This window comes from Gluconacetobacter azotocaptans (assembly GCF_014174355.1).
GTDB lineage: Bacteria > Pseudomonadota > Alphaproteobacteria > Acetobacterales > Acetobacteraceae > Gluconacetobacter > Gluconacetobacter azotocaptans.
The window spans coordinates 100,672-124,596 of record NZ_JABEQF010000005.1 but is presented as its reverse complement, the minus strand read 5'-3'; the positions used below and the strand labels follow the sequence as shown (position 1 = coordinate 124,596).

At 70.4% G+C, this 23,925-nt stretch carries 19 protein-coding genes; 9 read left to right on the top strand and 10 right to left on the bottom strand.

The genetic code is table 11. The features are described from left to right. From HLH34_RS08175 to HLH34_RS08165, 3 genes are read right to left on the bottom strand one after another with little or no spacing between them, the layout of a single operon-like run. A complete protein-coding gene (locus HLH34_RS08175) occupies positions 1-2,799 on the bottom strand; it encodes a DUF4159 domain-containing protein (RefSeq protein ID WP_183119110.1) in 2,799 nt (932 codons plus the stop codon). Further along, the gene (locus tag HLH34_RS08170; protein WP_342354505.1) at positions 2,796-3,797 is read right to left on the bottom strand and encodes a DUF58 domain-containing protein; all 1,002 of its coding nucleotides are present in this window, start codon (positions 3,795-3,797) and stop codon (positions 2,796-2,798) included. Before HLH34_RS08170 ends, HLH34_RS08175 begins: the two co-directional genes overlap by 4 nt. 8 nt (positions 3,798-3,805) lie before the next feature. Next, positions 3,806-4,858 carry an AAA family ATPase gene (locus HLH34_RS08165; RefSeq protein WP_183119109.1) on the bottom strand — a complete coding sequence of 351 codons (1,053 nt, stop codon included), beginning with the start codon at positions 4,856-4,858 and terminating at the stop codon, positions 3,806-3,808. A 170-nt stretch (positions 4,859-5,028) separates the two neighbouring features. Between HLH34_RS08165 and HLH34_RS08160 the strand changes: the two genes are divergently transcribed. From HLH34_RS08160 to HLH34_RS08135, 6 genes are all read left to right on the top strand, one after another. After that, positions 5,029-5,613 carry a DUF1285 domain-containing protein gene (locus HLH34_RS08160; protein ID WP_183119108.1) on the top strand — a complete coding sequence of 195 codons (585 nt, stop codon included), beginning with the start codon at positions 5,029-5,031 and terminating at the stop codon, positions 5,611-5,613. Between the two features lie 32 nt (positions 5,614-5,645). After that, positions 5,646-6,905 (top strand): CCA tRNA nucleotidyltransferase, encoded by a 1,260-nt coding sequence (locus HLH34_RS08155; RefSeq protein ID WP_244959768.1) that lies wholly within the window; start codon positions 5,646-5,648, stop codon positions 6,903-6,905. Positions 6,906-6,975: 70 nt separating this feature from the next. Next, entirely contained in the window at positions 6,976-8,766 is a 1,791-nt protein-coding gene (locus HLH34_RS08150; RefSeq protein ID WP_240161876.1) for an ABC transporter ATP-binding protein, read from the top strand. 173 nt (positions 8,767-8,939) lie between these two features. Then, on the top strand, positions 8,940-10,031 hold the full coding sequence (locus tag HLH34_RS08145; protein WP_183119107.1) for an HlyD family secretion protein: 1,092 nt from the start codon (positions 8,940-8,942) through the stop codon (positions 10,029-10,031). 8 nt (positions 10,032-10,039) lie between these two features. Then, positions 10,040-11,638 (top strand): DHA2 family efflux MFS transporter permease subunit, encoded by a 1,599-nt coding sequence (locus HLH34_RS08140; protein ID WP_183119314.1) that lies wholly within the window; start codon positions 10,040-10,042, stop codon positions 11,636-11,638. After that, positions 11,635-12,051 (top strand): NUDIX hydrolase, encoded by a 417-nt coding sequence (locus HLH34_RS08135; RefSeq protein WP_183119106.1) that lies wholly within the window; start codon positions 11,635-11,637, stop codon positions 12,049-12,051. Before HLH34_RS08140 ends, HLH34_RS08135 begins: the two co-directional genes overlap by 4 nt. 132 nt (positions 12,052-12,183) lie before the next feature. Here HLH34_RS08135 and HLH34_RS08130 read toward each other — a convergent pair whose 3' ends face one another. The 4 genes from HLH34_RS08130 to gpmI form a co-directional block, all read right to left on the bottom strand. Then, a complete protein-coding gene (locus HLH34_RS08130) occupies positions 12,184-12,684 on the bottom strand; it encodes an RNA pyrophosphohydrolase (protein WP_373318631.1) in 501 nt (166 codons plus the stop codon). Between the two features lie 9 nt (positions 12,685-12,693). Continuing rightward, positions 12,694-14,112, bottom strand: coding sequence for a S41 family peptidase (locus HLH34_RS08125; protein ID WP_183119104.1), 1,419 nt, complete (start codon positions 14,110-14,112; stop codon positions 12,694-12,696). A 166-nt stretch (positions 14,113-14,278) separates the two neighbouring features. After that, positions 14,279-15,310 carry a murein hydrolase activator EnvC family protein gene (locus HLH34_RS08120; protein WP_342354504.1) on the bottom strand — a complete coding sequence of 344 codons (1,032 nt, stop codon included), beginning with the start codon at positions 15,308-15,310 and terminating at the stop codon, positions 14,279-14,281. Positions 15,311-15,681: 371 nt separating this feature from the next. Then, positions 15,682-17,247 (bottom strand): 2,3-bisphosphoglycerate-independent phosphoglycerate mutase, encoded by a 1,566-nt coding sequence (gene gpmI / locus HLH34_RS08115; RefSeq protein ID WP_183119103.1) that lies wholly within the window; start codon positions 17,245-17,247, stop codon positions 15,682-15,684. A gap of 140 nt (positions 17,248-17,387) precedes the next feature. Here gpmI and msrB point away from each other — a divergent pair, with 140 nt between their 5' ends. The 3 genes from msrB (at position 17,388) to HLH34_RS08100 (ending at position 18,747) form a co-directional block, all read left to right on the top strand. Beyond that, positions 17,388-17,783, top strand: a complete 396-nt coding sequence (msrB, locus tag HLH34_RS08110; protein WP_183119102.1) for a peptide-methionine (R)-S-oxide reductase MsrB — start codon at positions 17,388-17,390, stop codon at positions 17,781-17,783. A 33-nt stretch (positions 17,784-17,816) separates the two neighbouring features. Further along, on the top strand, positions 17,817-18,470 hold the full coding sequence (gene upp / locus HLH34_RS08105) for a uracil phosphoribosyltransferase (protein WP_183119101.1): 654 nt from the start codon (positions 17,817-17,819) through the stop codon (positions 18,468-18,470). Positions 18,471-18,534: 64 nt separating this feature from the next. Beyond that, positions 18,535-18,747: a dodecin gene (locus HLH34_RS08100; RefSeq protein ID WP_183119100.1), complete on the top strand. Its 213-nt coding sequence runs from the start codon at positions 18,535-18,537 to the stop codon at positions 18,745-18,747. An 82-nt stretch (positions 18,748-18,829) separates the two neighbouring features. Here HLH34_RS08100 and HLH34_RS08095 read toward each other — a convergent pair whose 3' ends face one another. The 3 genes from HLH34_RS08095 to carB form a co-directional block, all read right to left on the bottom strand. After that, complete coding sequence (locus tag HLH34_RS08095; RefSeq protein WP_183119312.1) at positions 18,830-20,026, bottom strand: threonine ammonia-lyase; 1,197 nt, start codon at positions 20,024-20,026, stop codon at positions 18,830-18,832. A gap of 33 nt (positions 20,027-20,059) precedes the next feature. Continuing rightward, positions 20,060-20,533 (bottom strand): transcription elongation factor GreA, encoded by a 474-nt coding sequence (gene greA, locus HLH34_RS08090; RefSeq protein ID WP_183119099.1) that lies wholly within the window; start codon positions 20,531-20,533, stop codon positions 20,060-20,062. A gap of 131 nt (positions 20,534-20,664) precedes the next feature. Further along, positions 20,665-23,919, bottom strand: coding sequence for a carbamoyl-phosphate synthase large subunit (gene carB, locus HLH34_RS08085; protein ID WP_183119098.1), 3,255 nt, complete (start codon positions 23,917-23,919; stop codon positions 20,665-20,667). Positions 23,920-23,925 lie beyond the last annotated feature (6 nt).

Genomic DNA, 23,925 nt, shown 5'->3' with positions numbered 1-23,925 from the left:
TCATTCCCCCAGCCGCTTCAGCAGGGCGGGCACGTGAACCTGGTCCGCCTTGTAATTGCCCGTCAGGGCATAAAGCACCGCGTTCACGCCGAAGCGGTAGGCCGTCGTGCGCTGCGTGTTGCCGTCGGGCATGGTGGCGTAGGGGGTGTCGCCCTGCGCATCCACCGCCCAGGCATGCGCCCAGTCGCTGGAGCCGATGATGACCGGGCTGACCCCGTCATTGGCGCTGTCGCCTTCGCGCGATACCCAGACCGGCAGGCCGCCGTAGCGGCCGGGGAAATCGTGCAGCAGGTAGAAGGTGTGGGCCAGCACGTGATGGTCGTCCAGCCGGGTCAGGGGCGGGATATCCAGCCCCTGTGTCATGCGGCGCAGGGCCGCCGCCGCGCCGGGGGCGGGGGCCGCGAAATCGGTGCCGGCCGCGCCCGGCGCGACGGTGGCGGGGTCGACGCCCTGGCTGTCGATCAGCAGGATGCCGCCGTGCTGCATGTAGGCGTTCAGCGCGGCGGCCCGCGCCGGATTGGCCGCCGCGTCCGGCGTCACCGGCCAGTAGAGCATGGGATAGTACGACAGATCGTCGCGTTCCGGCACGACGCCGTCCGGATGGCCCAGCACCGCCGAGGTCCGGGCGTTGGCGTAGTTCGACAGGCCCTGCAGCCCTTCGCGCGAGACCGTGTCCACGTCATCGTGCCCGGTCAGGATGTAGCCCAGCCGGGTTTCCAGCGCCGCGCCCGGCACCGGCGCCCCGCGATCGGGATCGGTGGCGGCCGACAGGGGCGTGGGCAGCGCAGCCATTCCGGACAGCAGCACCAGCGCCAGCCGCCCTCTGCCCAGCTTCCCGCCGCGCAGCAGCAGGCTGATCATCGCATCGACGACCAGCAGCAGCAGGGCCGCCGCCACCAGCCACGGGCCGGGTGCGATGTCCTGGACCTGCCCTTCGAGATCCGCGACCTGGCCGATGGCGGCCTGCGCCGCGAGCGGCCCCGCCGCATCGCCCACATTCAGCGCGCGCCGCGCGGTGCGCGGGCCATACAGCCCCGCCGGATGCGCGGCCGAAGCCGGGGTGGAACCGAACGCATCGGCGGGCAGGGCGCGGGCGCCCGGCGGGGGCGGGACCAGGATCGCGTCGCTGTCCAGCGTCATGTAGGGGGCCAGCAGGCTGTGATCGGCCGGGGCCTCGACCCCCGTGGCACGCTCGGCCAGTCGCCGCAGCATGGCGACGAACAGACCGGAGAGCGGCAGGTTGGACCAGTCCGCCGTACCGGTGACGTGGAACAGCACGATCTCGCCCGATCCCAGCGCGGCATGGGTGACAAGCGGCGTGCCATCCGCCAGACGCGCCCAGCTATGGGTGTCCAGATCGGTGGCGGGGCGGGCCAGGACCTGGCGCGAGATGGTCACGTCGGTGGGCACCGCCAGCCCATGGAACGGCGAGGTGGCCGCGAACGGGGCCAGGGGTTGCGGCTTGCCCCACGACATGGCGCCGCCCAACTGGCGTTCGCCCTCCATCAGCGGGACGGGCAGAAGCGTGTCTTCGACCTGGGCGGTCGCGGGGGCGGGCTGCGGCGTGTCAGTCACGGGAGAATCGGTGGGCGCGTCCGGCGCGGTCGTGCGGTTCAGCAGCGGACCGGCGAAACGGACCAGCATACCGCCCTTGCGGACCCATGCGGCGACGGCCCGCCGGGTTTCGGGATCGCCCAGCGTGCCGTCCGGGGCGATCAGCACCGAAAGCGGGCGCCCCAGCAGGGTCGCGACGCGGCCTTCGCGGATCTCGGCGGTGGGCGACAGCGCGCGGCGCAGGTAGAAAAGCGGACCGACCAGCGGCGTATCCGTGCCCCCCACGGACACCAGCCCGACCGGCCGCCTGCGGTCGCCTTCGTCCAGCAGGCGGACCCCGGCCGGGCCGCTCATGTCGTCCAGCACCAGCCGGTCGATCCGGTTGCGCAGTTCGGCGGGCATCGCGACCGAGGCGTCGGCATGGTCGTCGCCCGCCGGCAAGGAAACCGGAACCAGCCCCAGGACGCCGCCATCGGCGGTTTCGGCGCGGACGGTCATGCGGCGCGGATGCGCGGAGGGCACGGCCGCGACCGCGACGGCCAGCGCCCCGTCGGCGGGCGGTGCGGGGCGCAGCACGGCGAGGGTTGGCGTTTGCGCGCGCAGGGTGCGCACCGGCCCGATGGCGGCCAGGGCGGTGGCGAACGCGCCATCGGCCGGGCCGGCCAGGCCGTCCGAGACATAGACGACCGGGCCATGCCAGCCCGTGGCCGCCAGGTCGCGCAGCGCCTGGGCGGCGGTGGCGCGGTCGGTCGGCCAGGGGCGGGGGCGCGCCGTGTCCAGGGCGCCGCGCAGCAGGGCCGGCGTCATGGGCGCGCCGGCGGCGGGGGCTTCCCCGGCCAGACCCGGCGCGGTGGTCAGCAGGCGCGCCCGGCGGCCGGCGCGGCCCGCGCGGTCCAGCACGACGTCCAGCGCCGCGATGCGCCGCGACCAGCCGGGGCTGGCCGCCCAGCCATTGTCCAGCACCAGCAGCACGTCGCCGGCGGCGTCGGTGGCCGCCGCCTGGTGGTCGCGGACGATCAGCGGCCCCGCCAGCCCGACGATCAGGCCGGTCAGCGCCAGGCAGCGCAGCAGCAGCAGCCAGGGCGGCGCGGTCGCGGCGTCGGTCATGCGCTGGCGCAGGCCGCGCAGCAGCATGATGGCCGGGAAGACCTGTCGGCGCGGGGCCGGGGGCAGGGCGCGCAGCAGCAGCCAGACGACCGGCAGGATGGCCAGCGCGGCCAGCAGCAAGGGGGCCTGGAAGATCATGTCCGCCCTCCCGGCCGGTCCGACAGGGCGGCGTGCAGCGCCAGCAGCGCGTGTTCCGGACGCCGGTCGGTCGTGTGGCGGATCAGGTCATGGCCGGTGGCCCGGCAGATATCCCCGATCCGCGCCTGATGGTCGGCGAAGGCGGCGGCGTAGGCCGGACGCAGCCCCTCGGTCCCCGAAAGCAGCAGCGGGTCCTCGCCTTCCAGCCCCGCGAAGCGGATGCGGCCGGCGTAGGGCAGCGCGGCCTCGGCCGGGTCGTTGACCAGCAGCAGGTGGGCGCGGGCGGGCCGGGCCGCCAAGCCGCGCAGCAGTGTTGCGATCGTCTCGGGCGGGGCCAGGCCGTCGCTGATCAGCACGATCCGGGCGTGGCGCGGCGCCTGCTGCGGATGGGGCCAGGCGGGCGCGTCCGGTGCGTTTTCCATGGTCCGCAGCAGCGCCAGCCCCAGCCGGTCCAGTGCCGTCCGGCCGCCCGGCGGAATATCGACTGCGCCGTCCGGCGTCAGCAGGCGCACGCGTTCCCCATGGCGCAGCAGCAAGGCCCCGGCCGCCAGCGTCAGCAGGGCGGCGCGGTCCGATTTCAGCGGCAGGGCGGCATCCGACCGCCAGCGCATCGAGGCGCTGGGGTCGCACCACAGGCAGATGGTCTGAGCGGCCTCGGCCTCGGTCTCGCGGATATAGGCGCGGCTGCTGCGGGCGGATTGCCGCCAGTCGATGCGGGTGACCGGTTCGCCCGGCTGGGCCGGGCGGAACTGCCAGAAACTGTCGCCCGGCCCCGCCTGCCGGCGACCGTGCGCGCCCGCCGCCACCGTTGCGGCGATATGGGTGGCGGCGACGATCAGCGCGGGCATGCGCGCGGCCAGCCCCTCGGCCGCGACGGGCAGGGGGGTGGCGTCGCCGGCCGCGCCGATGGGGCCGAGGGGGCCGGCGTCGGGGGGCGGCGTGCGCCGCGCCGCGAACAGCCGGCGCAGCCGGCCGGCCAGGGAAGATGTGGGCGTCACCCCGCCGGTCAGCCCAGGCGGCGCAGCAGGCTGTCGATCAGATCCGGCAGGCTGCGGCTTTCGGCCCGGGCGGTGAAGGTCAGGGCCATGCGATGGGCCAGCACCGGCCGGGCCAGGGCCGCGACGTCGTCGATGCTGGGCGACAGGCGGCCGTCCATCAGCGCGCGGGCGCGGGTGGCCAGCATCAGCGCCTGCGCGGCGCGGGGGCCGGGCCCCCAGGCCACGGCCTCGCGGATTATGGGGTCGTCGGTGGTCTCGGGCCGGGCGGAGCGGACCAGGTGCAGGATGGCATCGACCACGCTGTCGCCGACCGGCAGGGCGCGCACCAGCCGCTGCGCCTCGATCAGGTCGCGGTCGGTCAGGATGGGGCGCGGCGTGGCGTCGTCGGCGCCGGTCGTGGCCAGCAGCATGGCGCGTTCCGCCGCCGCGTCGGGGAAGCCCAGCGGGATCTGGAGCATGAACCGGTCAAGCTGCGCCTCGGGCAGGGGGTAGGTGCCTTCCTGTTCGATCGGGTTCTGGGTGGCCAGGACGTGGAACGGGCGCGGCAGGGGGTGATCGGTGCCGGCGATCGCCACGCGATGTTCCTGCATGGCCTGCAGCAGGGCGGACTGGGTGCGGGGGCTGGCGCGGTTGATCTCGTCCGCCATCAGCAGCTGGCAGAAGACCGGCCCCCGGACGAAGCGGAAACTGCGGTGCCCGTGTTCGTCTTCGTCCAGGATCTCGCTGCCGGTGATGTCCGAGGGCATGAGGTCGGGCGTGAACTGCACGCGCCGCGCCTCCAGTCCCAGCACGGTGCCCAGCGTGGTGACCAGCAGCGTCTTGCCAAGGCCGGGCGCGCCGACCAGCAGGCCGTGGCCGCCGGCCAGGATGCTGACCAGGGTCTGGTCGATGACATCGCGCTGGCCGTGGATGATGCGCCCGATCTCGGCCCGGGCGGCGCGCAGGCGCTCGCCCAGGCGTTCGGCCAGGGCGGCGTCGGCCGGGACGGCCTGTTCCGCCGCCGGGCGGGTGGTGTCCGATTCGAAATCCGTGGCGAGGGGGGTGGCGTCCGATATCGTCATATCCGCAATCTGACAGGTCTGGGGGTTTCATCAAGTGTCGGGGGGTTTCATCCGGTCGGGGATGATCCCTATATCGGGGACAGTTATGGTCCAGCAGGCGGGTAACGCAGTTGACTGACGATCAGGATTCGCACTTAGGGGAGTCGCGCGTCGCGCGTGCGGGCGCCGGCATGGACATATCGCCATCCCCCTGCGCCTCGCCCCCTCTTGCTGCGCCCGGGGCGCAGGCGCGGTCGTGCGGGCGGCTGCCGTTCGTGATCCAGCGCGACGGGACGTGGCTGTATCGCGGCACGCCCATCCGGCGAAAGCCGATGGTCTGCCTGTTCGCGTCGGTGCTGCGCCGGGACGAGGAGGGGACATACTGGCTGCAGACCCCCATCGAATGCGGCAGCATCGAGGTCGAGGATGCGCCCTTCATCGCGGTCGAGCTGGATTGGAAGGGCTGCGGGCGGGAACAGGTTCTGTCCTTTCGCACCAATGTGGACCTGGTGATCTGCGCCGGACCCGATCATCCGATCCGTGCCGAATGGGATGTCCCGTCCGAAGGGTGCGGGACGGGGCCGGTGCCCTATCTGCATGTCCGCGACGGCGAGGGGGCCTTTGCCCTGGAAGCCCGGCTCGCCCGTTCGGTCTATTACGAACTGGCGGCGCTGGCGGTTCCCGGAACCTGTCGCGGCGAGCCCTGCCTTGGGGTCTGGAGCCGTAACGTATTCTTCCCGCTGTCGCGCCTGCCCATGGAAGACGGCGCGACGTGACAGGGGAAGGAGACGCCGGCCAGGATGGAGGCTTGGCGGGGGACGCGTATCGCGATGACCGGCTGCTGGACCGGCTGGCCGGGGAGTTGCCCGAGGCGCGGGCGGGGCTGGCGCGGATCTGGGCGGTGCTGCCCCGGGCGCGGCTGGTCGGCGGGGTGGTGCGCGACCTGATCGCCGGCCGGCCGGTGGCGGACATCGACATGGCGACCCCCGAGGCGCCCGAGCGGGTCATGGCGGCGCTGGCCGAAGCGGGGATCAGGATCGTGCCGACGGGGCTGGCGCACGGCACGGTGACTGCGGTGGTGGCGGGCCGCCCCTACGAGGTCACGACCCTGCGGCGCGACGAGCGGACGGATGGCCGCCACGCGGTCGTCGCCTGGACCGACGACTGGCGCGAGGACGCCGCCCGGCGCGATTTCACGATCAACGCCATGTCCTGCGGACGCGACGGGGTGGTGCATGATTATTTCGGCGGCCGCGCGGACGTGCGGGCCGGGCACGTCCGTTTCGTGGGCGACGCCGCCACCCGCATCCATGAGGATGCGTTGCGGATCCTGCGATTTTTCCGGTTTCACGCGCGCTACGGGCGGGGCGAGCCCGACGGCGCGGCGATGGCGGCGATCACCGTGCTGGCGGACGGCCTGGCACGCCTGTCCGCCGAACGGGTCTGGTCCGAACTGCGCCGGATCCTGGCGGGCCCGGCCCTGATGCCGACCCTGGCGCTGATGGCGCAATCGGGCGTGCTGGCGCGCCTGCTGCCGGAAGGGGCGGACCGGCCCGCGCTGGACCGCCTGCTGGCCACCGGGGCGCCGGCGGAGCCGATCCTGCGGCTGGGCGTGCTGGCGCAGGGCGATGCCGGGGGCCTGGCGGCGCGCCTGCGCCTGTCGCGGGCCGAGACCCTGACCCTGTCGTCGGTCATGTCGTCGATCGGGACGGCCCCGATGCCCGACCCGGCTTTGGACGACGACGCGCGCCGCCGCCTGCTGGCCGACGAGCCGGCCGATGTCCTGGTCCGGCGCAGCTGGGTCGGACAGGCGGCACGGCTGGGCCAACCGTCGGCGGAGTGGGATGCGCTGCGCCGGGACCTCGTGGCGCGCCCGCGCCCTGTCTTTCCCCTGGCCGGACGGGACCTGCTGGCGGCGGGTGTCGCGCCCGGCCCACGGATCGGCCAGGCCCTGGCGGAAGTGCGCGCCTGGTGGATGGCGGGGGGATGCCGGGCGGACCGGAAGGCGTGCCTGGCGCGCCTGAGGGAGTGTGCGGTCGATGGCGCGGCGGGGCCGCCATCCGTCTGAGGCGTGCGGCATGGCACTTTGCTTTGCCACGGCCACGTTGTTAAAGGGCAGCATGAACGTCATTCCGTCTATGTCCCCCCCCACCCGCGCGGCGGAACCGGCCACGCGTCCGGCCCCCCTGCCGGATCGGAATACGGCGCTACTGCGCCGCCTGTGGCATGACGAGGTGCGGAGTCATCGCGGGCGGATCGCGTCGGTCATCGGGCTGACCGTCCTGATGGCGTTGCTGACGGGGCTGTATCCGCTGGTCATCCAGCGGGCGCTGGACATGTTCGCCGCCCACGATCCGCGCATTCTCTATCAGGTGCCGGCGCTGGTGATCGTGATCACCACCGCCAAGGCGCTGTCGCAATACGGCCAGACGGTGGCGGTGCAGAACCTGGTGCTGATCGTGATCCGGGGCCTGCAGACCACGATGTTCGCGCATCTGGTCCATACCGACATCTCGCGCATCGAACGCGAGGCCCCGGCGCAGCTGGCCGCGCGCTTCACGACCGATGCCGTGTCGATCCGCGAGGCGATGATCCGTGCGGTCAATTCGCTGGGCGACGTGGTGACGGTGGCCGGGCTGGTGGTGTCCATGTTCTACATGGATTGGGAACTGAGCCTGATCGCCGCAGTGCTCTATCCCGTGGCGGCCATTCCCATCCAGCGCCTGGGCAAGAAGGTGCGCCGCGCCTCGGGCGGCATGCAGGAACGCATGGGCGAGACCTCGGCCCTGCTGACCGAAAGCTTTTCGCAGGCGCGCACCGTGCGGGTCTATCGCCTGGAACGGAACGAGGCGGCGCGGGTCGCACACACCCTCGACCTGCTGCATCAGGCGCTGCTGCGGATCGCGCGGGGGCGGGCGCGGGTCGATCCGGTGCTGGAGGTCCTGGGCGGGGCGGCGGTCGCGGCCGTGCTGGGGTTCGCGGGGTGGCGCGCGGCGCTGGGCGGCGCGACGCTGGGCGATTTCTCGGGCTTCGTCGCGGCCCTGCTGCTGGCCTCGCGGCCGCTGCGGGCGCTGGGTTCGCTGAACGCCGCCTTGCAGGAGGGGCTGGCGGGGCTGGAGCGGATCTTCGCCATCATCGACGAACCGCCCGAAATCACCGAGGCCGCCCAGGCCAGCGCCCTGCCGCCGGGCGAGGGGCATCTGCGTTTTGACGCCGCGTCGTTCGTCTATCCGGACGGGCGGGTGGGCCTGAACGGCCTGACCTTCGACGCCCGGCCCGGCCTGACGGTGGCGCTGGTCGGTCCGTCCGGGGCGGGCAAGTCCACGGCCCTGTCGCTGATCCCGCGCCTGCATGACGTCAGCGGCGGGCGGATCCTGCTGGATGGCGTCGATCTGCGCGCGCTGCGCCTGTCGGACCTGCGGGACGCCATTGCCTATGTCAGCCAGGACACCCTGCTGTTCGACCTGACGGTGATCGAGAACATCCGCATCGGCCGCCCGTCGGCGACCGAGGCGGAGGTCCGCGCGGCCGCCCGTGCGGCGGCGGCCGAGGAGTTCATCGACGCGCTGCCTGAAGGGTTCGGCACCCGCGTCGGCCCGGGGGGGCAGCGTCTGTCGGGCGGCCAGCGCCAGCGGGTGGCCCTGGCGCGGGCGCTGCTGCGCGATCCGCGGGTCCTGCTGCTGGACGAGGCGACCAGCGCTCTGGACAGCGAAAGCGAGGCTCTGGTCCAGGACGCGCTGGGCCGCCTGCGCAAGGGCCGCACCACCATCGTCGTGGCCCACCGCCTGTCCACCGTGCGGTCGGCGGACCTGGTGGTGGCGATGGCGGACGGGCAGGGCGTCGAATGCGGTACCCATGCCGAGCTGATGGAGGCCGACGGCCTGTATGCGCGCATGGTCCGCACCCAGGCATTTTCAAACTCGCCCTGAAAACGGGGTGTGCCGGCCATCCGGCACATAGGTTACAGGCGAGGGCAGGCGATCTTTGTGTCCGAGGCGGCCGGGGGCGGTTGATGCGCCCAGTTCTTCGTGCCATGAATTGACCGACCCGTTCGGTCAATTTGTCCGGGCCGGCGGCATGATTGGGAAGCAAGAGGAACCGTATGGCCGAGGAAGAAGGCGGGACACCGGCCGGCACGCCGGACGAGTCGCGCAAGAAAAAAACCAACCCGATGCTTCGGATCGGGCTGGTGGGGTTCCTTGCGGTCGTGGCCGTGGGCGCGGGCACCTACTGGTTCCTGACCCGCCATGACGTTGAGACCGACGATGCGTTCACCGCCGGCCGCGCGGTTACGATCGCCCCGCATGTGCGCGGCTACGTCACCGAACTGCTGGTGAACGACAACCAGTTCGTGCATGCGGGCCAGTTGCTGGCGCGGATCGACGACCGGGATTATCGCGCCGCGCGCGACCGCGCGGCGGCGGCGGTGGAACTGGCGCAGTCGCAGGCCGCGGGAACGCGCTTTGCCCTGCTGGTGGCGCAGAAGAACTTCCCCGGCCAGCTGCAGGTGGCGCAGGGGCAGCTGCTGGCGGCGCAGGCCCAGCAGTTCAGGGCCGAGACCGATTATCGCCGCCAGCACGCGGTGGCGCGCGCGGCGACGACGCAGCAGGACATCGATTATGCCGCCGCCGCCCTGCAGTCCGCGAAGGCCGGGGTGGCCGAGGCGCAGGGCCGCCTGCAGGTGGCCGAGCCGGTCGAGGCCAATATCTCGGACATCCAGACGCGGGTGGGGCAGTATGACGCCCAGATCGCGCAGGCCAGGGCGGAACTGGCGCAGGCCGACCTGAATCTGGGCTGGACCGAGATCCGCGCCCCTCATGACGGCTGGATCTCGCAGCGCAATATCGAGCGCGGCAGCTTCGTCAACGAAGGGCAGTCGCTGTTCTCGGTCGTCGAGCCCGAAGTCTGGGTCATCGCCAACTACAAGGAAACGCAGCTGGCGCACATGCGGCCGGGACAGAAGGTCGATATCGCGATCGACGCCTACCCGTCCCTGGACCTGAAGGGACATGTGGATTCGATCCAGCTGGGCACCGGGGCGACCTTCAGCGCCTTCCCGCCCGAGAACGCGACGGGCAACTACGTGAAGATCGTCCAGCGCGTGCCGGTGAAGATCGTGATCGACGAGGGGCTGCGCGCCGACCTGCCGCTGTCGCTGGGCCTGTCGGTCGAACCCACGGTGCATACGAAGTGAGCGGGGCCGTGGCCGGGACCGACGCCACCCCCGGGGGGCAGCCCCCGGCGGAGCAACCATGGAAGCCCAAGTACAACCCGTGGCTGATCGCGGTCATCGTCACGGTGTCGGCGTTCATGGAAATCCTGGACACGACCATCGTCAACGTCTCGCTGCCGCATATCGCCGGCAGCCTGTCGTCGACCTATGACGACGCGACCTGGACGCTGACCTCGTACCTGGTGGCGAACGGCATCGTGCTGACCATCTCGGGCTGGCTGGGCAAGCTGCTGGGGCGCAAGCGCTATTTCATCATCTGCATCTTCATGTTCACGGTGTCGTCCTTCCTGTGCGGCATTTCGGGCAGCCTGGCGGAACTGATCGTCTTCCGGCTGATGCAGGGTTTTTTCGGCGGCGGGCTGCAACCCAACCAGCAATCGATCATCCTCGACACGTTCCCGCCCGAACGGCGGGCGGCGGCGTTCGGCCTGACCGCGATCGCGACCATCGTCGCCCCCGTGATCGGTCCGTCGCTGGGCGGGTGGATCACCGACAATTATTCCTGGCGCTGGATCTTCTTCATCAACGTGCCGGTAGGCCTGCTGGCGACGTTCGCGGTGTCGGTCGTCGTCGAGGACCCCCCCTGGGCGCTGAAGCAGAAAGCCCCGCTGGACATCATCGGCATCGGCCTGATCGCCATCGGCTTCGGCAGCCTGGAGGTCGCGGTCGACCGGGGCGAGGACGAGGACTGGTTCGGGTCGGACATGATCCGCACCATGGCGGTGCTGGCCTTCCTGGGCATCGGCGGGGCGGTCATCTGGCTGCTGAAGACCAAGCGCCCGGCGGTGGATCTGCGCGTGTTCAAGGACCGCAATTTCGCGACCGGCACATTGCTGATCGGCGCGGTTGGGGCGCTGCTGTACGCCGCCGCGATCATCGTGCCGCAATATGCGCAGCAGGTCATGGGCTATAGCGCCACCCTGTCCGGGCTGATCCTGTCGCCGGGCGGCGTGGTGGTCATCTTCCTGATCCCGCTGGTGGGGCGGGCGATGAAATACATGACCCTGCGATCGCTGATCGCGCTGGGGTTCTTCTTCATGGGGCTGGCCCTGTTCTGGTCGGCGCAGCTGGTCCCGGCGCTGGATTTCCGGCACCTGGTCCTGTTCCGGATGAGCCAGACCGCCAGCCTGGCCTTCCTGTTCGTGCCGATTTCCACCATCACCTACGCGACCCTGCCGCGCGAGTTGAACGCCGATGCCTCGGCCCTGTTCAGCATGGCGCGCAACGTGCTGGGATCGATCGCCATTTCCGGTTCCACGGCGATGCTGACCGAAATCCGCCAGGCGCATCAGACGCAGATGGTCCACTGGATGACGCCGTTCCATCAGCCGTACGTCGATTATCTGGCGCGGGCCCGGCAGGCGGCCTCGAACCGTGGCGTCGCGTCGACGGCGCTGGATGCGGTCGCGCAGCACCGGCTGTTCGTCGAATATACCCGCCAGATCTCGATCCTTGCCTATAACGAGGTGTTCATGATCCTGGGTATCGGCGCGTTCCTGGTGGTGCCGTTCTGCTTCCTGCTGTCGCCGATCCGCGGGGGGAGCAAGAGCCCGGGCGGCGGGCATTGAGCCCCGCCGATCGGGTGATCCGGGTCGTCTCCGCCGCGATCGTGCAGGCGGGGGCGCTATTGCTGGTACGCAAGCGGGGCACGGCGGCCTTCATGCTGCCCGGCGGCAAGGCGGAGGCCGGGGAGACCGAAATCGAAACCCTGGTACGCGAACTGGACGAGGAACTGGGCTGCCGCCTGCAGGGCGACGGCGTCGCGCTGCTGGGCCGTTTCCAGGCCCCGGCCGCCAACGAGCCCGGATTTACCGTGCGCTCGGCCGTCTATCGCGGCGTGCTGGACGGCGCGCCGCAGATCCGGGCGGAAATCGAGGAGATGTGGTGGTTCGACCTGGCGCTGGACCCGCCGCCGGGCGGCCCCGTCCTGGCGCCGCTGCTGCACCACCATGTGCTGCCGGCGCTGAAATCCGGCCTCTGAACAGTGTCGGGCGTTGCCCGAACCCACCAGGGCCTGAGGCCCTGGACCCCGATCATGGATAAAATGACTCGGTTTCCAAAGGGCTAGGCCCTTTGGCGGGTTTCAGGGCAGTGCCCTGAGGCTGCCGCCGGCTCAGGCGATGGCGTATCGGGCGAAGTCGCGGATCAGGGTCCGGTAGATCTCGCGCTTGAAGCCCACGTTGCGCTCCGCCAGCGTCGGCAGGTCCACCCATTGCCACAGATCGAATTCCGCCGGCTGGTGCCTGTCCAGCCGGATATCCGCATCCGTGCCCAGGAAGCGCAGGGCGAACCATTTCTGCGTCTGTCCGCGATAGCGCCCGCCCAGCGCCCGGCCCACCAGCGCCGGCGGCAGGTCGTAGGTCAGCCAGTCCGGATGCGCGCCGAGGATGACGGCCTGGTCGGTGCCGATTTCCTCGTGCAGTTCGCGCAGCACCGCCTGTTCGGGCTGTTCGTCCGCATCGATCCCGCCCTGGGGACATTGCCAGACGCCCTGGTCGGGCGGGCCGCCGGCGCCCGCCATGTCCGTGCGGCGGGCGATCAGCACCTGCCCGGTGGCGTTGAACAGCATGGCGCCGACATTGCGGCGATAGGGCAGGGGTGTCGTGCCGCTCATCGCCATGGGTCAGTCGTGACGGGGGGCGGTGGGCAGCATGGCCTGGGCCGACACGGGATGGTCGGCCATGGCGCGGACGATCTTCAGCCCCTGCTGAAGCTGGAAGTCGGTGGCGGGCTTGGTCAGGTCGAAGGCCGGCCAGTTTGCCGGCGGCTGGTCGGGGATGGACGAGGCGATCGCCGGCATGTCGGTCCGCGCCGGCGGCTTGGCGGTGTTGCCGCCCTGGTTCTTGATGATGTGGGCCAGGTCGGCCTCGCGGATGCTGTAGCCCGGGTCCTCGCGCGTCTCGCGCACCGCGACGTCGGGCACGATGCCCAGGCCCTGGATCGACCGGCCCGAGGGCGTGTAGTAGCGCGCGGTGGTCAGGCGCAGCGCCCCGTTGCCCGGGATCGGCAGGATGGTCTGGACCGATCCCTTGCCGAACGATTTCTCGCCCACCAGGACGGCGCGCTGATGGTCCTGCAAGGCGCCGGCCACGATCTCGCTGGCCGAGGCCGACCCGCCGTTGATCAGGACCACCATGGGCAGGCCGCCGGTGATGTCGGTGCCGTGAGCGTCCCAGCGCTGGCTTTCCTGGGGATGGCGGGCGCGGGTGGACACGATCTGGCCGTTGCGGACGAAGTCGGAACTGACCTCGATCGCCTGGTTCAGCAGCCCGCCCGGGTCGGACCGCAAGTCCAGCACCAGGCCGGCCAGCTTGCCGTGCGACTGGTCCTTCAGCTTGCGGAACGCCGCTTCCAGCCCCGGACCGGTTTCCTCGTTGAACTCCGAGACGCGGATATAGCCGATGGTGTCGTACAGCGCCGAGCGGATGACCTGGATATGGATGATCGCCCGCGTCATGGTCACGGTGATGGGCTTGGGCGTCTTCTCGCGAATGATCGTCAGGGTGATCTTGGTGTCGGGCTTGCCGCGCATCCGCTCCACCGCCTCGTCCTGCGGCAGGCCGTCGATGTTCTTGCCGTCGATGGCGACGATATAGTCGCCGGGCTTGATGCCCGCGCGGGCCGCGGGCGTGTCGTCGATCGGCGAGACGACGCGGATGTGATTGTCCTCGCCATGAATTTCCAGCCCCAGGCCGCCGAATTCGCCCTTGGTGCGGGTCTGGAGGTCGGCGTACTGCTTTTCGGTCATGTAGGAGCTGTGCGGGTCCAGGCCGCTCAGCATGCCGTTCAGCGCATTGACGATCAGGTCGCGGTTGGACACCGGATCGACGTAATTCGCCTTCACCTGTTCCAGGACATGGCCGAACAGCGACAGCAGGCGATAGTTCTCGGCGGGCGAGTCGCTGTCTTTCGCCAGGCTCTCGGCCAGAGCGTGCGAGGTGATTTCGCCGTTCCATGGGCCGGAGAAATGCGCGATCTGCGGCCCCGCCGCGATGCCTGCCAGAAAGGCGGTTCCAAGCAGCAGGCCGGTGCGGAACTTCATGCCGTGTCGTCTCCTGAGTGCCGGCCGTGCCGGATATCGCGGTCGGCCTGCATGCCGTGCGGCATAGGTGGCGCAAGGATCGGCGGCCCGACAGGCCGCTTATCCGTCATCATCCGATGATCTTATACCGAACTTGGTTCAAGCGAAAACTGCCCAGAGATGCCACCTAGAGAAACGGCGCCGGGTCGATCGCCGTGCCGCCCTGGCGCAACTGCACGAACAGGGTCGGCCGGCCGGCCTGGCCCGCCCAGTCGGGCATGTGGCCGACGGGCGCGCCCTTTGCCAGAGTCTGCCCGGTGGAGATGGCAAGCGCGCCCAGCCCCGCCAGCACGAAGCGGTAATGCCGCCCGCAATCCAGAATCGCCATCTGCCCGTATGACCGGAACGGCCCGGCGAAATCGACCTGTCCCGCGCAGGGGGCCCGCACGGTGGCGCCTGATGGCGGGGCATAGGTGATGCCGGTGGCGGGGCCGGCTTCGGTGCTCCCGCCCCAGGCGGTGACGATGGTGCCCGGCACCGGGGCGCCGCGTCCAGCGGGCGTGCCGGCCGGGGGCGCCGTCAGGCCGGGGCCGGGACCCTGGGCGATGGCCTGCGCTCGGGCGTGGGCGGCAGCGGCCTCGTCGGCGCGGTGGGCGCGGGCGGCCTGCTGCGCCGCGCGTTCCAGCCGGTCCTCGGCGGCCTGCTCCAGCGCCTCGATCCGGGAGACCGCGTCCTGCAGGCTGGAGGCCTGGCGCGCGGCGTCCTCGACCTGCCGGTCGGCCAGGGTGGCGGCGGAACTGGACTGGCGCTGGGCCGCGCGCGCGCGCTGGGCCGCGCGGGCCACGACGTCGCGCTGGGCGGCCTGCTGCCGCCGCAAATCCGCCAGACGGGCGCCCTCGTGCGTCAGATCGTCATCCAGGCGGGCCAGTTCGGCGCGCCGGACGCGAATCGCCCCGGCCTGCTGCTCCAGCCGCGCCGACAGGCCCCGCACGACCAGCAGGCCGGTAATCGCGCGGTCGGGCGGCAGGGGGGCGGCCAGCAGCGTATCGGCGGGATAGCGCGCCAGCCGTGCCGCCAGCGGCAGCATCGGCGCGACTTCCGCCGAATCCCGGTCCAGCTCGGCCCGCAGGCGTGCCTGTTCGGCCTGCAGGGCGGCGACCCGGGCGGCCAGGTCGGCCGTTCGCTGTTCGGTGTCCTGCAACTGGGCCGTGGCGTCCACGGTTTCGGCCGACAGGGCGGCAGCGCGGGCGGCGTCCTGCCGCGCGCGCGCCTGCGCGGCGTTCCGTGCCTCGGTGCGGGCCTGCAGGTCGCGGGCCTGCTGCTGTTGCCGGGCAATCAGGGCCTGCTGCTGGGCGTGGGCGCGTTCGACCTCGCGCCGGGCGGCAATCGCCGCGGCATCCGCGCGGGGTGTCGTCGCATGGCCCGACGGATGGCGGTTGGCGGAATGTGCCGGGGCACGATGTGCCGTATCGCCCCAGGCCGAGACAATGAGGGCCGGGGCAACGGGGCCCGGGGCAACGGGGGCCAGCAGGCCGGCCAGCAGGACCGGGCCGGCCGGCCCTGCCAGCCCGGTCAGGCGACGACGGCGATTCAGGATGCCCGTTTCTCGCCCAGCAGCGAGGTCCCGGTCATCGCCGCCGGCTGCGGCAGGCCCATCAGGGCCAGCAGCGTGGGGGCCAGGTCGGCCAGTCGCCCGTCATGCAGGCGCGCCTCGGGCACCCCGGTCAGCACCACCGGCACGACGTTGAGCGTATGGGCGGTGTGCGGGCCGCCGGTCGCGGGGTCGAACATCGTCTCGGCATTGCCGTGATCGGCGGTGACCAGCAGGGCGCCGCGCTGGCGATGGATGGCCTCGACCAGTTGCCGCAGCCCCCGGTCCACGGCCTCGATGGCCTTGACGGCGGCGCTGAATACGCCGGTATGGCCGACCATGTCGGGGTTGGCGTAGTTCAGGACAATGAGGTCGTACTTGCCGCTTTCGATCGCCGCGACGGCCTTTGCCGTCAGTTCGGGGGCCGACATTTCGGGTTGCAGGTCATAGGTCGCCACCTTGGGCGAGGGGACCATGATCCGGTCCTCGCCGGGTAGCTGGGCTTCCTTGCCGCCGTTCAGGAAGTAAGTGACGTGGGGGTATTTCTCGGTCTCGGCCATGCGCAACTGCCGCCGCCCGGCGCGCGAGACCACTTCGCCCAGCAGGTCGTCCAGCGATTGCGGGGGGAAGAGCACGCCCATCAGCGCCGCCAGCCGGTCGCTGTAGCGTGTCATGCCCACCGCGACGGCGAAATGAACCACCCGATCGCGGGCAAAGCCCTCGAAATTCGGTTCCAGCAGCGCGTCCAGCAACTGGCGGATGCGGTCGGCGCGGAAATTGAAGGACAGGATGCCGTCTCCGTCCTTCATGCCGGCATACGGCCCGATGACGGTCGGCGGCAGGAATTCGTCGGTGACGCCCGCCTTGTAGGCGGCGTCCAGCACCGCCAGCGGATCGTCGCCGTGCGGCCCCTTGGCCGAGACGATGGCGTCATACGCCTTGCTCACGCGGTCCCAGCGCCGGTCGCGGTCCATGGCGAAATAGCGGCCCGAGACGGTGGCGATGGCGACCGCGTCCGGCAGGTCCGCGCGCAGGCGCGCGAGATATTCCCGCCCCGAATGCGGCGGGGTGTCGCGGCCGTCGGTGAAGACGTGGAAGGCCACCGGCACCCCGGCTTCGACCAGGATCTTCGCCAGCGCCACCGCGTGGTCCTGGTGGGCATGCACGCCGCCGGACGAGACCAGGCCCATCAGGTGGCAGGTGCCGCCGCTGGCCTTCAGCGTGGCGATCAGGCCGGTCAGGACCGGGTTGGCCGCCAGGCTGCCGTCGCGGATGGCGCGGAAGATGCGCGGCAGTTCCTGCATCACCACCCGGCCCGCGCCAATATTGAGGTGTCCGACCTCGGAATTGCCCATCTGCCCCTCCGGCAGGCCGACATCCTCGCCGCAGGTCTTGAGGAAGGCGCGCGGCCCCTCCTGCCACAGCCGGTCGAAGGCCGGGGTGTAGGCGGCGTGCACGGCGTTGTCCGACACGTCTTCCCGCCATCCGAAGCCGTCGAGGATGGCCAGCATGACGGGCCGCCGCGTCTGGGGGGCGCCCTGGGTGGAGGATATCTGGTCGGACATGGGTATTCTCTCCCGTGATTTTGTCGGTCATGATGGCACCAAACGACGGGCTTGCGAAATGTCTTGTCGATACAAACGTGCGATGGGCGGTGCGGGCGCGGCGCCCGCCATTTTCCACCGACCATGCAGGAGACGGACAGATGGAACAGGATAAGCCGGGCTGCGGCACGGGATGCGGCGTCCTGACGCCCGAGCAGGTCCGCGTGATGCGCGAACACGGCACCGAACGTCCGGGCTCCAGCCCCCTGAACGACGAGAAGCGTCCCGGCCTGTACCGATGCGCGGCCTGCGGCACGCCGCTGTTCCGGTCCGAAACCAAGTACGAAAGCGGCAGCGGCTGGCCGTCCTATTTCGAGGCGCTGCCGGGCGGGGTCGAGACCACCACCGACACCAGCCACGGCATGGTCCGTGTCGAGGTGCACTGCGCGTCCTGCAAGGGGCATCTGGGCCACGTCTTCCCCGACGGTCCGCGTCCGACGGGGCAGCGCTATTGCATGAATGGCGTGGCGCTGGATTTCGTACCCGATACGCAATAGGCGTGCCGTGCGGTGTGATCTAAAAGGGGTGCCATGACCGAACGAAAGACATCCCACCCTTCCTCGGTGGTCGTGCTCGACCATCCGCTCGTCCAGCACAAGCTGACGCGCCTGCGCCAGAAGGCGACCTCCACGGCGGGGTTCCGGCGCCTGACGCGGGAACTCAGCCTGCTGATGGCCTACGAGGCCACGCGCGACCTGCCGCTGGAAGCGGTGGAGATCGAAACGCCGCTGGAGCACACGCAGGGGCATCTGCTGTCGGGCAAGAAGCTGTGCCTGGTATCGATCCTGCGGGCCGGCAACGGGATCCTGGACGGGATGCTCGACCTGGTGCCCGCGGCCCGCGTGGGGCATATCGGCCTGTTCCGCGATCCGGCAACGCTGGAGCCGGTCGAATATTACATGAAGCTGCCCGAGGATATCGGCGAGCGCGTCTGCATCGTCGTCGATCCGATGCTGGCGACCGGGCACAGCGCCGCCGCCGCGATCGACCGGCTGAAGCGCGCGGGCGCCCGGCAGCTGGTGTTCGTCTGCCTGCTGGCGGCCCCCGAGGGGGTGGCGTTCCTGTCGAAGGCGCATCCGGACGTGAAGATCGTCACCTGCTCGATCGACCGTGAACTGGACGATCACGGCTATATCCGTCCCGGCCTGGGCGATGCCGGAGACCGTCTGTTCGGCACCAAATAGGCAACCGCCGGAACCGCCGCCGTCGGGCATCGTTTCCCGTTCCACAGGATCAGGGAGAAAAACGATGTCCGATCACGTCTACAAGGTTCTCGAACTGGTCGGGTCGTCGCCCGACACGGTCGAGGGCGCGATTTCCAACGCCCTGGCCCGCGCGTCCGAGACGCTGCATTCGCTGCGCTGGTTCGAGGTCGTGGGAACGCGCGGCCATGTGGTTGACGGCAAGGTCAGCCATTATCAGGTGACGCTGAAGGTGGGTTTTACCCTCGACGAAGCCTGAGGGGGAAGAATCGGGCTTTGCCCGAACCCACCAGGGCCTGAGGCCCTGGACCCCGGTCGTTGGAGAAACAGCGTCCCGCGTTTCAGACGCGTCGGACGATGTAGGTCTTCGAGAGTTCGCCCATGATATCCAGCGCGTGCGACGGGTCGCGGGCCTCGATCATCACTTCCAGTTCCGCCGCCTGGACGCTGGGGGCGGTGAACAGACGCTGGTGCGAGACCTCGATGATGTTGCCCCCGGCCTCGCCGATGGTGCGCGAGATATCGGCCAGGATGCCCGGCCGGTCGGGGATTTCCATCTTCAGGCACAACAGCCGCCCGTCGCGCAGCAGCGACCGCAGCAGGGTATTGGCCAGGATGCGGCTGTCGATGTTGCCGCCGGTCACCGGCAGGGCGATCCGCTTGCCCCGGAACAGTTCCGGATAGGTCAGCACGGCCGCCAGCGCGGTGGCGCCCGCGCCCTCGCTGACCTGCTTGGCGCCCTCGGCCATCAGGGTGATCGCGTCCTCGACCGCGCGTTCGGGCACCACCAGCACGCGCGAGACATGCCGGCGGATGACCTCCAGCGGCTGGCGGCCGATCTGCAGGACGGCAATGCCCTCGGCGATGGTGGCGCCACCGGGCGGCATGACCTCGTCGCCGGGGAAGGCGGACAGGGACGAATGGCTTTCGACCTGCACGCCCACGACCTCCATGTCCGGCCGAAGGGCGGTGGCCACCACCGCGCAGCCCGACAGCAGGCCGCCGCCGCCGATGGGGCCGACGAACATGTCCAGCGGCCCGGCATCCTCGAACAGTTCCAGCGCGAAGGTGCCCTGGCCGGCCATGACCGCCGGATCGTCGTACGGGTGGACGAACACGCGCCCTTCGCGCTGGCACAAGGCGTTGGCGTGGGCCGTGGCCTCGGCGAAGCTGTTGCCTTCCAGCACCACGCGCGCCCCCCAGCCGGCGGTGCGCGTCACCTTGGCCGCCGGGGTGAAGCGCGGCATCACGATCACCGCGTCGATCCCCAGCAGGGAGGCGTGGCGGGCCACGCCCTGGGCGTGGTTGCCGGCGGACACGGTGATGACGCCGCGTTCGCGCTCGGCCGGGGTCAGCAGCGCCATCTTGTTGGCGGCGCCGCGTTCCTTGAACGATCCCACCGCCTGCAGGTTGTCGAGCTTGAGCACGACATCCGCGCCCGTCGCCTTCGACAGGGCGTGCGACGGCACGGTGGGCGTCCGCAGGATGCGCCCCTCGATGCGGGACGCGGCCGCGCGAACGTCGTCCAGGGTGATCATGCCCATGTCCCCAGCATTGTCTTGTCCGTGTCCTCAGCCGTACGTGACGGCCAGGATCTCGTAGGTGCGGTCCCCGCCGGGGGCCGGAACGGACACGGAATCACCGATCCGCTTGCCGATCAGCGACTTGGCCAGCGGCGAGGAAATGGACAGCAGGCCCTGCTTGATGTCGGCCTCGTGCACGCCGACGATCTGGTAGGTCGCTTCCTTGTCGGTTTCCTCGTCGACCAGGCTGACCTGGGCGCCGAACTTCACCTGGTCGCCCGACAGGGTCGCGGGGTCGATCACCTCGGCCGCGGAGACGATGTCTTCCAGTTCGAGGATACGGCCCTCGGTGAAGGACTGACGTTCGCGCGCCGCGTGGTATTCGGCGTTTTCGGACAGGTCGCCATGGCTGCGTGCTTCCGCGATCGCACGGATGATGGCCGGGCGTTCCTCACTCTTGAGCTTGCGAAGTTCTTCTTCCAGCCGCTGCAGGCCCTTGCCTGTCATCGGAAATTTCTGCAAGGCGCGTCCCCGGGGTGAAGGTCAGTCATGCGACTGACATGAAAATTGCCACAAGAGCCTACCGCATAGACCGAGCACGCCGGGGCAGGGGCCGGAGGACCGGTCCCCGCCCCGGCGTCGGTGCGGTACGCTCAGAACGATCCGCTAAAGTAGGATTGAAGGGGCGCGACTTCAAGCGGTCCTTCCCGCATCGCCGAAATCGCATGGGTCGCGGCGCGTGCTCCGGCGATGGTCGTGAAGTGCGGAATGCCCAAAGTCAGGGCCGAACGGCGGATGTCGAAGCTGTCGGTGACCGACTGCGCGCCCTGGGCGGTATTGATGACCATCTGCACGTCGCCCGACCGGATGGCGTCCACGCAGTTGGGCCGCCCTTCCAGCACCTTGTTCACCACCTTGACCTCGACGCCTGCGTCGCGCAGGCGCTGGGCGGTGCCGCGGGTGGCCAGGATGGTGAAGCCCATGTCCACCAGACGGCGGGCCAGCGGGGTCACGGCGGCCTTGTCGCTGCCGCGCACCGACAGGAACACCACGCCCGACAGCGGCAGGCGCACACCGGCGGCCAGCTGCGACTTGGCGAACGCGCGCTCGAACGAGGCGTCCAGGCCCATGACCTCGCCGGTCGAGCGCATTTCCGGGCCGAGGATCGTGTCGACGTTGGGGAAGCGGTTGAAGGGGAATACCGCCTCCTTCACCGCCACATGCGGGGCGACGGCGCGGTCGTCCAGGCGGAATTCCGCCAGCTTCGCCCCCGCCATGACCCGGGCGCCGATCTTGGCGACTGGAACCCCGGTGGCCTTGGCGACGAACGGCACGGTGCGCGAGGCCCGGGGATTGACCTCCAGGACGAAGATTTCCTGGTCCTTGATGGCGTACTGGACGTTCATCAGGCCGACGATGCCCAGTTCGCGGGCCATCGCCTCGGTCTGCGCCTTCAGCTCGGTCACGATGGCGGGCGACAGCGTATAGGGCGGCAGCGAACACGCGCTGTCGCCGGAATGGATGCCGGCTTCCTCGATATGTTCCATCACCCCGGCGACATAGACGCTGTGGCCGTCGGCGATGCCGTCTACGTCGGCCTCGATGGCGTCGTTCAGGTAGCGGTCGATCAGGACGGGGCCGGAGGCGATATCATGGCCCGCCAGTTGCAGCGCCACGCGCATGTAGCGTTGCAGGCTGGCGCGGTCATGGACGATTTCCATCGCCCGGCCGCCCAGCACGTAGGAGGGGCGGACCACCACGGGGTAGCCGATGCGCTCGGCCACGTCCTCGGCCTCGGCCGGGCTGCGGGCGATGCCGTTGTCGGGCTGGCGCAGGCCCACCCGGTGCAGCATCTGCTGGAAGCGCTCGCGGTCCTCGGCACGGTCGATGGCGTCGGCGGGCGTGCCCAGCAGCGGAATGCCGGCCGCCTCCAGCGCGCGGGACAGCTTCAGCGGCGTCTGGCCGCCATATTGCACGATGCAGCCCAGGACGGTGCCGGCGGCCTGTTCGCGCCGGATCAGGGCGATCACGTCCTCGGCGGTCAGCGGCTCGAAATACAGCCGGTCGGACGTGTCGTAGTCGGTGGACACGGTTTCGGGGTTGCAATTGACCATGATGGTCTCGAACCCGGCCTCGCGCAGGGCGTAGGCCGCGTGGACGCAGCAATAGTCGAATTCGATGCCCTGGCCGATGCGGTTGGGACCGCCGCCCAGGATGACGATCTTCTGCCGGTCGGTCGGCCGGCTTTCGCATTCCGGCACGCCGAACCCGCCTTCGTAGGTCGAGTACATGTAGGGCGTGGCCGAGGCGAATTCGCCGGCGCAGGTGTCGATCCGCTTGTAGACCGGGGTCACGGCCAGGCGGTCGCGCAGGGCCGCGATCTCGGCGGCGTCGGTGCCCGACAGGCGCGCCAGCTGCACGTCCGAGAAGCCCAGCGCCTTCAGCCGGCGCAGGGAATGCGCATCCTCGGGCAGGCCGGTGCGGACGACGTCGTGCTCCGCCGCCACGATCTTCTGCAATTCGCGCAGGAACCAGGGCTCGAACCGGCAGGCCGCCTGGATTTCCTCGATGCCGAGGCCGGCGCGCAGGGCCTGGGCCGCCATCAGGATCCGTTCCGGGCGGGGCTGCGACAGGGCGGCGCGGAAGGCGTCCATCCCGCCATCGCCCGGGGCCTCGACCGGATCCAGGCCGGCCAGGCCGGTTTCCATCGACCGCAGCCCCTTCTGCAGGGCCTCGGGGAACGAGCGGCCGATGGCCATCGCCTCGCCCACCGACTTCATGCTGGTGGACAGCAGGGCGGGGGTGCCGGGGAATTTCTCGAACGTGAAGCGCGGGATCTTCACCACGACGTAATCGATCGTGGGCTCGAACGACGCCGGGGTCGATCCGGTGATGTCGTTGGCCAGTTCGCCCAGCGTATAGCCCACCGCCAGCTTCGCCGCGATCTTGGCGATGGGGAAACCCGTCGCCTTGGACGCCAGGGCGGACGAGCGCGAGACGCGGGGATTCATCTCGATGACGACCATGCGGCCGTCGGCGGGGTTGACGCCGAACTGCACGTTCGACCCGCCGGTATCGACGCCGATGGCGCGCAGGCACGCCAGCGAGGCGTCGCGCATCCGCTGGTATTCCTTGTCGGTCAAGGTCAGCGCCGGGGCGACGGTGATGGAATCGCCGGTATGCACGCCCATCGGGTCGATGTTCTCGATCGAGCAGACGATGATGCAGTTGTCCGCGCTGTCGCGGACCACCTCCATCTCGTACTCCTTCCAGCCCAGGACGGATTCCTCGATCAGGACTTCGGTCGTGGGCGAGGCGTCGAGGCCCGAGGTGACGATCTGGTCGAATTCCTCGCGGTTATAGGCGATGCCGCCGCCCGAGCCGCCCATGGTGAAGGACGGGCGGATGACCGACGGCAGGCCGATCTGTTCCAGCGCCGCACGGGCTTCGTCCAGCGTATGGGCGATGAGGCTGCGCGGGCTTTCGATGCCGATCGCGTCCATCGCCTCGCGGAATTTCTGCCGGTCCTCGGCGCGGTCGATGACCTCGGCGTTCGCCCCGATCAGTTCGACGCCCTGCGCCGCCAGGAATCCCGACTTGTCCAGCGCCATGGCAGTGTTCAGCGCCGTCTGGCCGCCCATGGTGGGCAGGATGGCGTCGGGCTTTTCGCGCAGGATGATCCGCTCGACGAATTCGGGGGTGATCGGTTCCACGTAGGTGGCGTCCGCCAGCCCCGGGTCGGTCATGATCGTCGCCGGGTTGGAATTGACCAGGATGACCCGGTACCCTTCCTCGCGCAGCGCCTTGCAGGCCTGCGCGCCGGAATAGTCGAATTCGCACGCCTGGCCGATGACGATCGGGCCGGCGCCGATGATCAGGATGGATCTGATGTCTGTCCGTTTGGGCATGGGGCG